Origin of the sequence: Tardiphaga sp. vice304 (assembly GCF_007018905.1) — a bacterium.
Taxonomy (GTDB): Bacteria; Pseudomonadota; Alphaproteobacteria; order Rhizobiales; family Xanthobacteraceae; genus Tardiphaga.
The window spans coordinates 2,369,159-2,384,213 of record NZ_CP041402.1 but is presented as its reverse complement, the minus strand read 5'-3'; the positions used below and the strand labels follow the sequence as shown (position 1 = coordinate 2,384,213).

The 15,055-nt window shown below is 65.5% G+C and carries 10 protein-coding genes; 2 read left to right on the top strand and 8 right to left on the bottom strand.

Annotated features, from left to right (window positions below; all coding sequences use genetic code 11):
* Positions 1-71: 71 nt before the first annotated feature.
* The 8 genes from FNL56_RS11290 to FNL56_RS28820 form a co-directional block, all read right to left on the bottom strand.
* Positions 72-1,451, bottom strand: a complete 1,380-nt coding sequence (locus FNL56_RS11290) for an ethanolamine ammonia-lyase subunit EutB (protein ID WP_143572800.1) — start codon at positions 1,449-1,451, stop codon at positions 72-74.
* A gap of 74 nt (positions 1,452-1,525) precedes the next feature.
* Positions 1,526-2,875, bottom strand: a complete 1,350-nt coding sequence (locus FNL56_RS11285) for a globin-coupled sensor protein (RefSeq protein WP_143577826.1) — start codon at positions 2,873-2,875, stop codon at positions 1,526-1,528.
* Between the two features lie 232 nt (positions 2,876-3,107).
* Positions 3,108-4,304 (bottom strand): NAD(P)/FAD-dependent oxidoreductase, encoded by a 1,197-nt coding sequence (locus FNL56_RS11280; protein WP_143572798.1) that lies wholly within the window; start codon positions 4,302-4,304, stop codon positions 3,108-3,110.
* Positions 4,301-5,179, bottom strand: coding sequence for a transglutaminase family protein (locus tag FNL56_RS11275; RefSeq protein ID WP_143572797.1), 879 nt, complete (start codon positions 5,177-5,179; stop codon positions 4,301-4,303). Before FNL56_RS11275 ends, FNL56_RS11280 begins: the two co-directional genes overlap by 4 nt.
* Entirely contained in the window at positions 5,176-7,683 is a 2,508-nt protein-coding gene (locus FNL56_RS11270; protein WP_143572796.1) for a circularly permuted type 2 ATP-grasp protein, read from the bottom strand. Before FNL56_RS11270 ends, FNL56_RS11275 begins: the two co-directional genes overlap by 4 nt.
* A 30-nt stretch (positions 7,684-7,713) precedes the next feature.
* On the bottom strand, positions 7,714-11,001 hold the full coding sequence (locus tag FNL56_RS11265) for a transglutaminase family protein (protein WP_143572795.1): 3,288 nt from the start codon (positions 10,999-11,001) through the stop codon (positions 7,714-7,716).
* A 239-nt stretch (positions 11,002-11,240) separates the two neighbouring features.
* On the bottom strand, positions 11,241-12,764 hold the full coding sequence (locus tag FNL56_RS11260; protein ID WP_143572794.1) for a UxaA family hydrolase: 1,524 nt from the start codon (positions 12,762-12,764) through the stop codon (positions 11,241-11,243).
* 857 nt (positions 12,765-13,621) lie between these two features.
* Positions 13,622-13,873 carry a hypothetical protein gene (locus FNL56_RS28820; protein WP_210245495.1) on the bottom strand — a complete coding sequence of 84 codons (252 nt, stop codon included), beginning with the start codon at positions 13,871-13,873 and terminating at the stop codon, positions 13,622-13,624.
* Here FNL56_RS28820 and FNL56_RS28815 point away from each other — a divergent pair.
* Together FNL56_RS28815 and FNL56_RS11245 are read left to right on the top strand one after the other, a co-directional pair.
* Positions 13,866-14,456, top strand: a complete 591-nt coding sequence (locus FNL56_RS28815) for an EAL domain-containing protein (RefSeq protein WP_368039342.1) — start codon at positions 13,866-13,868, stop codon at positions 14,454-14,456. The two genes, FNL56_RS28820 and FNL56_RS28815, sit on opposite strands and share 8 nt — an antisense overlap.
* Before the next feature lie 220 nt (positions 14,457-14,676).
* Positions 14,677-15,051, top strand: coding sequence for a hypothetical protein (locus tag FNL56_RS11245; protein ID WP_210245494.1), 375 nt, complete (start codon positions 14,677-14,679; stop codon positions 15,049-15,051).
* Positions 15,052-15,055 lie beyond the last annotated feature (4 nt).

Here is a 15,055-nt window from a genome sequence, read left to right as displayed (position 1 = left end):
CTACAAATTCTTCAAGATTGTGGCGTGCTTTGACGATTAGGTGACAGCAGGCGCATGACGCGGCGATGACATCAGGCGATCAGCCGTGCCAGCTCCGGCAGCAGGCCGTCATGGCCGTCGATGCGGAAATCCCTGTCCGTCAGGCCGGCGCGCACCAGCCAGTCGTCGAATTCCGGCGCCCGCTTCAATCCGAACAGATCACGGACATAGAGCGCGTCGTGGAACGACGTCGACTGATAATTCAGCATCACGTCGTCGGCGCCGGGCACGCCCATGATGAAAGTCACGCCAGCCGCTGCCAGTAGCGTCAGAAGATTGTCCATGTCGTCCTGGTCGGCCTCGGCATGGTTGGTGTAACAGACGTCGATGCCGAGCGGCAGGCCGAGCAGCTTGCCGCAGCAATGATCCTCCAGCCCGGCGCGGATGATCTCCTTGCCGTCATAGAGATATTCCGGGCCGATGAAGCCGACCACGCTGTTGACCAGCAGGGGATTAAAGGCGCGGGCCACGGCATAGGCGCGCGCCTCCAGCGTCTGCTGGTCGACGCCGTGATGGGCATTGGCGGATAGCGCACTGCCCTGCCCGGTCTCGAAATACATCACATTGTCGCCCACGGTGCCGCGCTTCAGCGAAAGCCCGGCCTGATGCGCCTCCTTCAGGATGGCCAGATCGATGCCGAAACTCTTGTTGGCGGCTTGGGTGCCCGCAATCGACTGGAACACGAGATCGACGGGAAAGCCCTGGTCGATAAGATCGAGCGAGGTCGTGACATGAGCCAGCACGCAGCTCTGCGTCGGGATCTGCAGCTTGCCGATGACCTCGTCGAGCAGCCGCACCAGGCCGCCCAGCACCGCGGGATCGTCGCTCGCAGGGTTGATGCCGATGCAGGCATCGCCGGCGCCGAGCATCAGGCCATCGAGCACCGAAGCGGTGATGCCGCGAATATCGTCGAACGGATGGTTGGGCTGCAGCCGCACACTCATCCGGCCGCGCAGGCCGATGGTGTTGCGGAAGCGGGTGATCACCTCGCATTTCTTCGCCACCAGGATCAGGTCCTGGTTGCGCATCAGCTTGGAGACCGCGGCGGCCATTTCCGGCGTGATGCCCGGCGCGAGCCGCCGCAGAACCTGCGGCGTCGCGGCCTCCGACAGCAGCCAGTCGCGCAAGCCGCCGACGGTCAGCGACGCAATCGGGGCAAAGGCCGGGGCGTCATGGCTGTCGATGATCAGCCGCGTGACCTCATCGTCCTCGTAAGGCACGACGGTCTCCTGCAGGAATTGCGACAGCGGCACGTTCGCCAGCGCCATGCGGGCGGCGATCATCTGCTCGGCGCTGTCGGCGGCGACGCCGGCCAGCCGGTCGCCGGAGCGCGGCGGCGTCGCCTTGGCCATCAGGTCGCGCAGGTCGGCAAAGACATGGGTCTGCGCGGCGATGGCGTGGCGATAGATCATGGCAAACTCCGGGGCCGGCTGCTCCCGAACGTTCCGGGAGGCCGGCCACGGCGCAGACTAGCATGGAAGCCGCGTTACGCAGCCTTGACGGTGGCGAGGAACTTGTCGACCTCCCCGCGCAACTGCTCGGACTGGCGTGACAATTCGGACGCCGAAGCCAGCACCTGCGAGGCGGCGGCACCGGTTTCACCGGCAGACGCCGTGATGCCGGCGATATTGGACGACACCGTACTGGTGCCGCGCGACGCTTGCTGGACGCTGCGCGAGATCTCGTTGGTCGCGGCGCCCTGCTGCTCGACCGCAGCCGAGATGGCGGTGGAGATCTCGCTCAGCGCACCGATGACCTTGGTGATGGTACCGATCGCCGCGACCGATTCCGTGGTCGAGCTCTGGATGTCGCCGACCTGTTCGGCGATCTCCGCCGTCGCCTTGGCGGTCTGTTCGGCCAGCGACTTGACCTCCTGTGCCACGACCGCAAAGCCGCGGCCGGCCTCGCCGGCGCGTGCCGCTTCGATGGTCGCGTTCAGCGCCAGCAAATTGGTCTGCGCCGCGATGTTGTTGATCAGTTCGACCACCGTTCCGATCTTCTGAGCGCCTTCGGCGAGCCGGTTCATCTTCACCGCGGTTTCATCCGCATCGCGCACGGCGGCACTTGCAATCCGCGAGGATTCATTGACCTGACGGGAAATCTCGCTGATCGAGCTGGTGAGTTCTTCCGTCGCCACGGCGACCGCCTGCACGCTCGACGACGCTTCGCGCGATGCGTTATCGACCACCTGCGACTGCGCCGTCGCCGTGCTCGCCGAAGAGGTGAGCATCTGCGCCGCGGTCTGCAATTCGGTGGAGGCCGACGCCACGATCCCAACCACGCCGCCCACGGTTCGTTCGAAATCCACGGCCAGGCGATCCAGCATCTCGCGACGTTCGCGGCGACCTCCCTCGACATAGACCGAGATCGCCAGATCCATGTCGAGCATCGCAGCCTTGATAATCGCGGTCTGGAACGCCGCGCGTTTCTTCTTCGCGCTGGAGTCGAACCTGCCGAATGGCATCTTGGTGGCGATGGCGTGCACCAGCCCGGCTGCCAGCGCGTTATAGCCGCCGATGTACCAGCGCGGCTCGAGCCCGAGCTTGTTGTGAACCTCGCCGATCTTGGTGACCGACGCAGAGTACGTATCGTCGAACCGCGCATCCAGGATCACCGACCAGTGCTGGATCTGCATCTTCTTGGCGTGCATCATGTGATCACGGCTCTTGAAGAATTTCGCGGTGTCGGAAAACTTTCCGATGTGATCGTAGAAGGCGTCGAGCACCCCGGGAAGTTCGCCGAGCACAAACGTCTTGGCTTCACGCAGGGCCGCCATGGTCTCCTGGTCGATCAGATTGAAACGAAGGCGCTCAGACAGTGAATTATTGCTGCTCATGGGAGCTCCTGTGTCAATCGCAGGCTTGAAGCGGTATTCAGCTGCGTTTATCTCGGTGCGGATCCCTCCATCGAGAGGGCGGTGAACGCGGCCAGGACATCAGGATTTTTTCGCTAGCCTGAGTTTGATATCCGCACGACAACAATGTCGCGGCATAGTTAAATTAGGGTCTCTGCGGCAAACCGTAATTTTACGGAAGGTGGCCCGGCGGCGACGCCGGTGCGCGCTTTTACTAGATTCCGTTACCGGCCGCGAAGCCGGACGACCACGCCCACTGAAAATTAAATCCGCCGAGATGGCCGGTGACATCGACGACTTCGCCGATGAAGTACAATCCCGGCACCAATTTCGATTCGAACGTCTTCGAGGATAGTTCGGTGGTATCGACGCCGCCGAGCGTGACTTCAGCCGTGCGATACCCCTCGGTACCGTTCGGGCGCACCCGCCATTCCTTGACCGCCGCCGTCGCTGCCGCGAGAAACTTGTCGGAATAGTCCGCCAGCCGCGGCGGGCCGGCCACGCGCTCCGACGCCATCTGCGCCAGTCGCTTCGGCAGCAGCTCGGTCAGTACCGTCGCCAGCTCCTGGCGCGGCCGTTCGCGGCGCGCCTGCTTCAGCCCGGCCAGCACATCGACATCCGGCGCCATGTCGATCATGACGTCCTGGCCGTCGCGCCAGTACGACGAGATCTGCAGCACCGCGGGCCCGCTCAGCCCGCGATGGGTGAACAGCAGAGCCTCCTCGAAGCGCGCCTTGCCGGTGCTGACCGCGGCATCTACCGCCAGCCCCGCCAGCTCCTTGAACTGCGCGAGTTGGCCGACGTCGAAGGTCAGCGGGACGAGGCCAGCGCGCGGCGGCACCATCTTGTGGCCGAATTGCTGCGCCGTCTTGTAGCCGAACGCGCTGGCGCCCATTTTCGGAATCGACGGCCCACCGGTGGCGACCACCAGCGAGCGGCTGCGATACTCGCCCTGGTCGGTCCCGACGACGAAGCCGGATTCGTTCTTCGACACGCCGAGGATCTGGACGCCGAGCCGCATCTGCGCGTCGCCGCGCCGGCTTTCCGACAGCAGCATGTCGATGATCTGCTGCGCCGAGCCGTCGCAGAACAATTGGCCTTTCGTCTTCTCGTGATAGGCGATGCGATACTTGTCGACCAGCGCGATGAAATCCTGTTGGGTGTAGCTCTTCAGCGCCGATTTGCAGAACTGCGGATTGTTCGACAGGAAATTCGCCGGCGAGGTGTGCAAATTGGTGAAATTGCAGCGGCCGCCGCCGGAGATGCGGATCTTTTCGCCGGGCGCCCTCGCCTGCTCCAGCAGCAGCACCGAACGGCCGCGCTGGGAGGCTGTACCGGCGCACATCAAGCCTGCAGCGCCGGCGCCGAGGATGATGACGTCATAGGTGTTGAACGTGCGGGGCGTGCTCATTCGACCAGCAATACGTCGACGCCGACGGCGAGCTTCTGCTTGCGCGCGCCGATGATGACGCCATCGACCGGCGACACGTCGGAGAAGTCACGGGCGACAGCGAGGATGATGTGGTCGTTCTCCACCAGAATGTCGTTGGTCGGGTCGAAGCCGACCCAGCCGAGTTGCTTGCCGCACCACACCGAAGCCCAGGCATGCGTGGCGTCGGCGCCCTGCAGCCGCGGCTGCCCCGGTGGCGGGATGGTGCGCAGATAGCCGGAGACATAGGCCGCCGGCAGGCCGAGCCCGCGCAGGCCGGAGATCATGATGTGGGCGAAGTCCTGGCAGACGCCGTGGCGCTTTTCCAGCACCTCCTGCAGCGGGGTGGAAATCACTGTGGCCTTCGGATCATATCTGAACTCGGTTCGAATGCGGTGCATCAGGTCGATCGTCGCTTCCAGCATGCCGCGGCCCGGCGTGAAACTCACCGCGGCATAGGCGGTAACATCGGCCAGCAGCGGCACCAGCGGGCTGGCAAAGACATAGCCGATCGGCGACGCCGCACCAAGATCGGCCGATTTATACGACGCCTCGCGCACGTTCTCCCACGCCGGACTGTCGTCGCTGCGGACAGGCACCGTGCGCTCGACATAGACGCGGGAGCGGCTGTCGATCCGCAGCGTGCGGTGCGGGGTCTCGATTAGCACGGTCTCGGTCGCGGTGCCGAAAAAATCGGTGCGCGTCGTGCGGCTCGCCGGGGTCGGCTTGATCTCGACATGGTGCGAGACCAGATGCTGGCCCGGGCTGGTTATTGGCTCCAGCCGCAGCGAGCAGCGCGCGAAGCTGACCGGGCTTTCGTAATTGTAGGTGGTGACGTGGCGAATATCGTAGATCACGCCAGCCCCGTCAGTTTTTCCGGCCGCGTCGCGCTGGAGGCGTGCGGGAAATAATGCGAGCCGATCGCGCTGGAAAGACTGAGCAGGTCCTGCTCCAGCACGAATAGCGATTTGGTATTCAGCTCCGAGGCTTCCCCGGTGGTGAGCGATGTCTGCAGCGCCATCGCCAGCCGCTGCGGACGCTCCATCAGACCGTCCTCTTTCAGCGCCGGGAGATTGGCGATGTGATCGTTGAGCGCCGACACCTGGAACGCGACCGAGCGCGGATTATAGGGGTCGAGCATCACGAGATCGCGCACCGGCGCCAGCAACGGGCCGACCAGATAGCGCGAGCGGTAGGTGATCTGGCAATCCACCAGCGTCAAAAGAATATCGAGATCGTCGGCGCTGGCTTCGTCATAGGCAAACTGCCGGGCAAAGCGCGTGGTGTTGATGGCGCGTTCGGCGCGGCGGCCCATCTCGAGAAAACGCCAGCCGGCGGCGCGGTTCATATTTTCCTGCGCCAGACCGGCGAAGCTCGCCAGCTCCTGCAATGTGAGTTCGGCGGCGCTGACCACGCCGTCATCGTCCTCGACCTCCTTGCCGAGCCGGTCGGCCATCTCTGTGATGACCTGCCAGGCGTCCGGCGACAGCCGTTCGCGCAGCGACGTCGCGGTGCGTTGCGCTGAGCGCACTAATGACAGCGCGGAGCCGAACTTCTCCTCGCTTTGCAGGGCTTGCGCGGCGACCTTAGCGGGCTGCGAGCGCGCGGTCCCGGAGGTCGCGCCCCAGGCCACCAGCAGGCGCTGGATGCGTTCGACCGAATGCTGCGCCGAGGCGCCGCCCTTGCCGGGGTCGCGCTGCGGCACGCCGAGCGCGCGCACCAGACGCAAGGTCGCCTCGGCGCGCTCCAGGTAGCGGCCGAGCCAGAACAGATTGTCGGCAGCCCGGCTCGGCACCCAGCCCGCAATGCGGCGGATGCGGACGGTCTCGACCGCCGGCAGCAGCGTGGTGGTCGGCACCGCCCGGTCGGCGACGACCCAGACGTCGGCGGCACGGGCACCCGCGCCCATCGATACCGCACGCGCATCGGGCTGGTCGGCGATGCGGCAGAAGCCGCCGGGCATGATGGTCCAGCCTTGCGGCGTGGCGGCGGCGAACACCCGCAGCACGAACGGGCGCGGCGCGAGGCGGCCGTTGTCCCACACCGGCGTGGTCGAGAGCTGCACCAGCTCCTGGCCGACATAATCGATGCCGCGGTTCTGGATCGCGGCGCGCAGCCGGTCGCGATCGGCCGGCGACAAATTGGCGGCGAGCACCGGGCCGGGACCCGGGAAGCCCGGCACCGACTGGCCGTAGGCGCTCTCGATGACGAAGTCGTCGAGCCGGTCCAGCACTTCCTCGCGCGCCGCCTTCTGGCCGCACCACCAGGTCGCGATATGCGGCATCTGCAGCTTTTCGCCGAGCAGCTTTTCGCACAGGCTCGGCATGAAACCGAGCAGCGCGCGCGCTTCCATCACGCCGGTGCCGGGCATGTTGGCGACGACCACGCCGTTCTTGCGGATCACGTCGAGCAGGCCGGGGATGCCGAGCTGCGACGAGGCATCGAGCTCAAGCGGATCGAGCGAATTGGAATCGACGCGGCGCAGCAGCACGTCGAGCCGCTTCAGGCCGGCCACGGTGCGGATGTGGATGCGGTCGCCGGACACCGCGAGATCGTCGCCCTCGACCAGCAGGAAGCCGAGATAGCGCGCCAGCGTGGCGTGTTCGAAATAGGTCTCGCTGAACGGCCCCGGCGTGAGCAGGCCGATGCGCGGCTCGTCGCGGTCGGCGGAGCCGCGCAGATTGTCGCGAAACGCCTCGAAGAACGGCGCCACGCGCTCGACATTCATCGACTTGTAGAGATCGGTGAAGGCGCGCGACAGCACCAGGCGGTTTTCCAGCGCATAGCCCATGCCGGACGGCGCCTGGGTGCGGTCGCCGAGCACCCACCAGCGGCCGTCGGGGCCGCGGCCGAGATCGGCGGCATAGAAATTCAGATAGCGGCCACCGGGGGGGGCCACGCCGCACATCGCGCGCAGATATTCTGCGCTGCCCGCGATCGCCGCCGCCGGCACGGCGCCGTCCGCGACCAGCCGGCCGCGGCCGTACAAATCGGTCAGCACCAGCTCGTGCAGTTGCGCGCGCTGGATCATCGCGACCGAGATCTGCTTCCACTCGGTCTCGTCGATCAAAAGCGGCACATGGCTGAGCGGCCAGACCCGGTCCGCAACGTCGCCCGGCGCCCGGTAGGTGACGCCGGCCTCGCGCAGATGGCGGTCGGCCGAGCCGAAGCGGCGCTCGATATCGGCGGCCGGGAGGTCACCAAAGGCATCGAAGAACCGCGTCCAGACCTCGCGCGGCGTGCCGTCAGCCTTGAGATATTCGTCGGGAATTCCGGGCAGCCGCTCGTAGTCGCGGGTCCACCGCGCAACCTTGCGATGCCCCGGACGGGGTTTTCTCCCCTGGCCGGTCTGTGACGTCATCCCGACTCTCCTGCCAACACGATTGGCACCTCAATGCAGGAGCGGCGTCCTCAAGTCGAGGGTCAAGGGGAATTCAAGTGTGCGTTCGGGCTTCGGCGGGTCCATTTCGCCGGGGGTGTGGCCGATCGCCTCGAAGCGCGCCAGCCGGCGGGCTTCGGCCTCGTAGGAATTGACCGGCTTGGTCTCGTAGCTGCGGCCGCCGGGATGGCCGACATGATAGACGCAGCCGCCCAGCGACCGCCGGTTCCAGGTATCGACGATATCGAACGTCAATGGCGCGTGCACCGGGATCGTCGGATGCAGGCCAGACGCCGGCTGCCAGGCCTTGAAGCGCACTCCCGCCACCGTCTCGCCGGAGCGGCCGGTCTCGGTCATCGGCAAAGCGCGGCCGTTGCAGGTAATCATGTGCCGGCCCGGCACGAAGCCGTTGGCCTTGAGCTGCAGCCGCTCCACGGAGGAGTCGACGTAGCGAACCGTGCCACCGGCCGAGCTTTCCTCGCCCAGCACGTGCCACGGCTCCAGCGCCTGACGGACTTCCAGCGTGACGCCGCCATTGGTGACCTGGCCGAACACCGGGAAGCGGAACTCGAGCTGCGCCTCGTACCATTCCTTCGAGAATTCGTAGCCGGCGTGGCCGAGCTCGGCGAGGATGTCCTGGAAATCCTCCCAGAGATAATGCGGCAGCATGAAGCGGTCATGCAGCGTGGTGCCCCAGCGCGTGAAGCCGCCCTGCTGCGGCTCGCGCCACATCTTTGCGATCAGCGCGCGGATCAGGAGCTGCTGCGCGAGGCTCATCCGAGGATCGGGCGGCATCTCCAGCGCACGGAATTCGACCAGCCCGAGGCGGCCGGTGGTGCCGTCCGGCGAATAGAGCTTGTCGATGCAGATCTCGGAGCGATGGGTGTTGCCGGTGATGTCGACCAGGATGTGCCGGAACAGCCGATCGACCAGCCACAGCGGCGCCTTCACGCCGGGTGGCGGCACCTGCGCCAGCGCGATCTCCAATTCATACAGACCGTCATGACGCGCCTCGTCGATGCGCGGCGCCTGGCTTGTCGGGCCGATGAACATGCCGGAGAACAGATAGGACAGGCAGGGATGGCGCTGCCAGTACAGCACCAGGCTCTTCAACAGATCGGGCCGGCGCAGGAACGGCGAATCCGCGGGCGTGCTGCCGCCGACCACGACGTGGTTGCCGCCGCCGGTGCCAGTGTGGCGGCCATCGACCAGAAAACGGTTGGCGCCGAGCCGCGTGCGCGCGGCGTCTTCATACAGGAACGTCGTGGTGTTGACGGCCTCGCGCCAGGTCGCGGCGGGATGGATGTTGATCTCCAGCACGCCGGGATCGGGCGTCACCTTGATCACCTCGACGCGCGGATCGTAGGGCGGCGGATAGCCCTCGACGTGAACCTGCAGCTGCATCTCTTCGGCGGTCGCTTCCAGCACCGAGACCAGTTCGAGATAGTCCTCCAGCTTCTCCACCGGCGGCATGAAGGCGCACAATATGCCGTCGCGCACCTCGATCGACATCGCGGTCCGCACCGGGCCGCGGTTGCGCCGATCCTGCTGAATCTTGTCGGCCGCAGCTTTCGCCCGCGCGGTCGCCTCGACATCCTCCGCCGACAGATCGCCGCGCGGCTCCATCGGGTCCCGCTCGACGATGTAGGGAAAGTCGTCTTCCGGGACATGCGGCAGGGAGGCGATCGGCAGCCGCAGGCCGAGCGGGGAATCGCCGGGGGTGAGAAACAAATTGCCGCGGCGCAACTGCCAGTGCTCGGAGCGCCAGCGCAGGTCCGGCTCGGCCTCCGCGTTCCAACGCTGGATCGGCAGCACGAAACCCTTCGGCGTGTTCAGCCCCTCGTCGAACACTTTGGCCATCCGCGAGCGCTCTTCGGGATCGGCCAGCTTGGAATCGCTGGGATCGACATTGTGCGGCAGGCCGGCTTCCTTCTGCAGCCAGTGCGAGGGGTCCTCGAACGCCGGAATGATGAAGTCGAGCGGCACGCCGAGGCGCTGCGCGGCGCGCTTGGCGAATTTCTCGGCGTCGCTGACCGCGGCCTTGCGCGGGCCTTCGACGCGCGCGATCAGCGCGTCGTTCTTCCAGATCGGCACGCCGTCTTTCCGCCAGTACAGGCCGAAAGCCCAGCGCGGCAGGCTCTCGCCGGGATACCACTTGCCTTGGCCATAATGCAGCAGGCCTCCGGGCGCAAAGCGCGTGCGCAGACGCCGGATCAGGTCGTCGCCGAGCCCGCGCTTGGTGGGACCCACCGCCGAGATGTTCCACTCCGCGCCTTCGAGATCGTCCATCGACACGAAAGTCGGCTCGCCGCCCATCGTGAGGCGCACGTCGCCGGCGGCCAGATCGGCATCGACCGTTTCGCCCAGCGCATCGAGCTTCTGCCAGGCAGCTTCCGAAAACGGCTTGGTGATGCGCGGCGCCTCGCGGACGCGAGTGACCTTCATCTCGAAGCCGAACTCGACTTCGGCAAAGCCCGCCATGCCGGAGATCGGCGCGGCCGAGCGGAAATGCGGCGTGGCCGCCACCGGGATATGGCCCTCGCCGGTCAACATGCCCGAGGTCGCGTCGAAGCCGATCCAGCCGGCGCCGGGGATATAGACTTCGGCCCAGGCGTGCAGGTCGGTGAAATCGTTCTCGACCTCGCGCGGGCCTTCCAGCGGATCGATGTCGGGGCGCAACTGGATCAGATAGCCGGAGACAAATCGCGCGGCGAGGCCGAGATGGCGCACCGTCTCGATCAGCAGCCAGGCGGAATCTCGGCACGAGCCGGAGCCCAGCGCCAACGTCTCTTCCGGGGTCTGGATGCCCGCTTCCATGCGGATGATGTAGTTGACCTTCTCGCGCAAGCTGGCGTTGAGGTCGACCAGGAAGTTGACCGTGCTCGGCGCTTCCCTGGCGATCTCCTCCATGTACGCTTTGAAGCGCGGGCCCGACGGCGTGGTCGCCAGATAGGGCTCAAGCTCGGACTTCAGATCGTCGGGATAGGCGAACGGGAATTTCTCGGCATAGGGCTCGACGAAGAAGTCGAACGGATTGATGACCGTCATCTCGGCGGTGAAATCGACCTCGATCTTGAGTTCGGTCGCCTTCTCCGGAAACACGAAGCGCGCCAGCCAGTTGCCCTGCGGATCCTGCTGCCAGTTCACGAAATGGTTCGACGGCGTGACCTTCAGCGAATAGGCCGGAATCGGCGTCCGCGTATGCGGCGCCGGCCGCAGCCGGATGGTTTGCGGGCCGAGATCGATCGGACGGTCGTATTTGTAATGCGTGACGTGATGTAGCGCGACGAAGATCGACAATGGGCAACTCCAGCAGCTTTTTTAAGCAGAACATTGCTGGCGGGTTGGATCAAGGCCTAACAATTGGCACGCGCTGCCTGTTGTGGGGGCGTCCATTTGTCGTTCCGGGGCGCGGGCGGCGTCAGCCGAACGCGAACCCGGAACCTCGACATGTTCATCGTCCCATGTCGAGGTTCCGGGTTCGCTCGCGGCTTACGCGCTCGCGCCCCGGAATGACAGTTTGTGGCAATGACAGTTGGTTACATCGTCGCCCCTAACACCCAGGGCGCGAACTCGGCGCCGCCGAAATCAAAACTCTCGCTCTTGGTCGGCGCGCCGGACGCCGTTTTCAGCATCTGCGCGAAGATGCGCTGGCCGCACGCCTCCACGCTCTCGTCGCCGTCGAGGATGGTGCCGCAGTTGATGTCCATGTCGTCTTCCATCCGCCGGAACATCGGCGTGTTGGTCGCGAGCTTGATCGAGGGCGCGGGCTTACAGCCGAACACCGAGCCGCGGCCGGTGGTGAAGCACACCAGATTGGCGCCGCCGGCGACCTGCCCGGTCGCGGCCACCGGGTCGTATCCCGGCGTGTCCATGAACACAAAACCCTTCTTGGTGACGGCCTCGGCGTAGTTCAGCACGTCGACCAGATTGGTCGAGCCGGCCTTGGCCATCGCGCCGAGCGACTTCTCCAGGATCGTGGTGAGGCCGCCGACCTTGTTGCCGGGCGAGGGATTGGCGTTCATCTCGGCACCCTCGCGCTCGCAATAGGCGTCCCACCAGCGCATCAGCCCGACCAGCTTCTCGCCGACCTCGCGCGACACCGCACGGCGCGTGAGAAGATGCTCGGCGCCGTAGGTCTCCGGCGTCTCCGACAGGATCACGGTGCCGCCGTGGCGCACCAGGATGTCGCTCGCCGCCCCCAGCGCCGGATTGGCGGAGATGCCGGAATAGCCGTCGGAGCCGCCGCATTGCAGGGCGACAATCAACTCGCTGGCCGCGACTTCCTCGCGTTTTGCCTTGTTGGAATCTTCCAGCACTTCGCGCACGAAAGCGACGCCGGCCTCGGTGGTCTTGCGGGTGCCGCCGACTTCCTGGATCTGCATTTCGCGCAGGCGGCCGGCGAGCTTCTGCTCCTCCATCAGCCCGCCGATCTGGTTGATCTCGCAGCCCAGCCCCAGCACGATGACATGCGAGAAGTTGACGTGGCGCGCATAGCCGCCGAGCGTCCGGCGCAGCAGCCGCAGCGGCTCGTCCTGCGTCATGCCGCAGCCAGTCTTGTGGGTCAGCGCGACGACGCCGTCGACGTTCGGATAGTTTTCGAGCGGATTGTGGCCGGTGAACGGATTCTTCTTGAACACGTCGGCGACCATCGAGGCGACATGCGCGCTGCAATTCACCGATGTGAGAATGCCGATGTAATTGCGCGTGGCGATGCGGCCGTCGTCGCGGCGGATGCCCATGAAGGACGCCGGCAGATCGAAATTCGGCGTCGGCTTGACATCGACGCCATAGGCATAGTCGCGCGCGAAATCGCCCATGCCCAAATTCTGCGTATGCACGTGCTGGCCGGGCGCGATCGGCTGCGTCGCGAAGCCGATGATCTGGCCGTAGCGGCGCACCTCTTCGCCGACCGCGATCGGCCGGATCGCGACCTTGTGGCCGGCCGGAATCCGCTCCGACGTGACGACACCCGGCGAGACCTCGACGCCCGGCATCAGGCTGGCGCGGGCGATCAGCACGGCGTCGTTGGCATGCAGGCGGATGACGGGAGATGCGGCCATGTTGTTTCCTCGGTTATTTTTGTTTGGAACGAGTCTAGCCCGTAGCCCGGATGGAGCGAAGCGAAATCCGGGGATGCCCGACCTGCTGAAACGCCGCCCCCGGATTTCGTAGAGTTCATCATCGGGCGCGCTTCGCGCGACCCGGTGGCTCCATCCGGGCTACCGATCGACAGACATGCGACATCGCCCCTGTTGTTTGCGGCGCGGGGACGCCGTCGTCTCGTCTTGCATTCCCTGCCCTCTCGAGAGGGCGCGCGGAACGCCGAGTGCCCGATGCACCCATGGTCCAGGCGCCGATGCCGTATTCGGCAAGGGGAATGCGCCCGGAAACTTCCGGATTCACCGGGGTATCACCCGGCGTTCCGCACGCGATGAGGCTCCGGCTTGCTTCGTGCTCTTTCCGGCGGAATGGTCGACGCCCGGAACTGAGGATGCGGCTCGCAGGCCGGTAGGCGTTGCGAACTCTCCGATCCGCGATGCCCCGTTCGGCATCGAGAAACCACACGACTTGGGCCGGCGCGACAGCGTGGTTCGTCAGCGCTTCGATCGATGGTTCACGGCCCTTGTGGGTGCCGCCCAGCCACCAACCTCTGCGCCTGACGCTGTCGCGTCACCGCATCCCGCCCCGCGTATCGTGACGATCGCGAGCCGCCCCTCCCAGTGGAGCGGGACGATACGGATAATAGTCCTGTTAGGGATATTGTCAAGCGACACAATCCGGCGTCCTGAAAAGACTTGGGCGTGCGGCAGACGTCTTGGTATCACACCTGACGGAGGCTATGGGTCCCCGCGTTCGCGGGGACTACTCGCGGAGGCGATGTCGCGCAAATTCGGCTTCGTTGTGTAGCCCGGGCTTGTTACTTAGCCACTACGTTCTTGTAGATCTTGCCGTCCTTCATGATCACAAGAAAGTTCTTCGCCGCGTCCGCCACCAGCGTGAGATCCTTCGTCGGATCGCCATCGACGAGCAGCAGGTCGGCCAGCGCGCCCGCTTCGATCACGCCAAGTTTTCCCGGATAGGGCGAGCGCGGACCTGACAGCGCGAGAAGCTGTCCGTTGTTGTAGGTCGCGATCTGCAATGTTTCGGCCGGCGTATACCACTTGACCACCCGGGCCTCGCGCGCGCTTGCGCACGGTGGCCTCGTCGTCCGCGATGGCGGCAGCGCCGATCCGGTCCGTGTAGCCGAACGCCTCGGGCGCCGCCGGCAATTCGGTCGGCAACCGGAAATCGCCATGGCCGCCGGTCTGGGAAATCAGGGCCCCCGACGGTCAGATGCGCGGGCCGGCCACCACGCCGCTATCGATCGCCTTTTCAGCCCGAAGGACGGGCCGCCGAGATCGCGGACGCTGGTGAAGCCGCGCATCAGCATGTCGGTTGCCGCCCTGGATGCGACGATATTGACCAAGCCGATGTCGGAGGTGAGCAAGGCAATCTGCGGCAGCGAACTGAACATCAGATGCACATGGGCCGAGAAGGAACGCCTGCTGGTGCGGGCGATGATCCAGCTGTCGCACGACCTCGGCTACCGCGTGGTCGGCGAAGGCGTGGAGACCGCCATTATCCAGCAGTGGCTCTGCGAGATGCAGTGCGACGAGGCGCAGGGCTATTTCATCGCGCGACCGCTCGAGACCGATCAGCTCGAAGCCTGGATGCGGGATGACCGCCGTTCCAAGCTGTCACTGGCGTCGTAACCAGCAGCGCAGCCGCCCGCCGCCCATTCGATTTAATCCGTAAACGCTTGCGATTGAGGCGCCATTGTGTGGCGCTGCCCGGTGAGACGTCGGCCCGCGCGGTCTCGCAGTCCGGAACATGGCAGTCGGCCCGTCACGCCGCGGACGTTTTTTATGCGTATCCTATTACTCTATTAATGGTTGTGGCCTAGCGTGGCAGCTTGATGCGATGGAGATTATTTTGGCTGATATGACGACCGACACGACGATCGAGACGATGACGCTGGGAGACCTGCAGGCGATGCGGCCCGACGATTGCAACCAGCTTCCCTTCGGCGTCATCGGCCTGGATCGCTCCGGCATCGCCAAGCTCTACAACGCTACCGAATCGCGGATGGCAGGGCTGTCACCGGACAAGGTAATCGGCTCGGATTTCTTCGGCGCTGTCGCGCAGTGCATGAACAACTATCTGGTCGCGCAGCGCTTCGAGGACGAGGCGGAACTCGATACGATCATCCCTTACGTGCTGACGCTGCGGATGCGGCCGACGCAGGTGCGGATGCGTCTGCTCGCCAGCCCGTCCGCCCCGTTGCGCTACATTCTCATTGCACGGTGAAGCG

Excerpts from the sequence above, each read along its gene's own strand:
- FNL56_RS11290 (WP_143572800.1), bottom strand. The coding sequence starts at position 1,451 with ATGATCTATCGCCACGCCATCGCCGCGCAGACCCATGTCTTTGCCGAC.
- FNL56_RS11285 (WP_143577826.1), bottom strand. The coding sequence starts at position 2,875 with ATGAGCAGCAATAATTCACTGTCTGAGCGCCTTCGTTTCAATCTGATC.
- FNL56_RS11280 (WP_143572798.1), bottom strand. The coding sequence starts at position 4,304 with ATGAGCACGCCCCGCACGTTCAACACCTATGACGTCATCATCCTCGGC.
- FNL56_RS11270 (WP_143572796.1), bottom strand. The coding sequence starts at position 7,683 with ATGACGTCACAGACCGGCCAGGGGAGAAAACCCCGTCCGGGGCATCGC.
- FNL56_RS11260 (WP_143572794.1), bottom strand. The coding sequence starts at position 12,764 with ATGGCCGCATCTCCCGTCATCCGCCTGCATGCCAACGACGCCGTGCTG.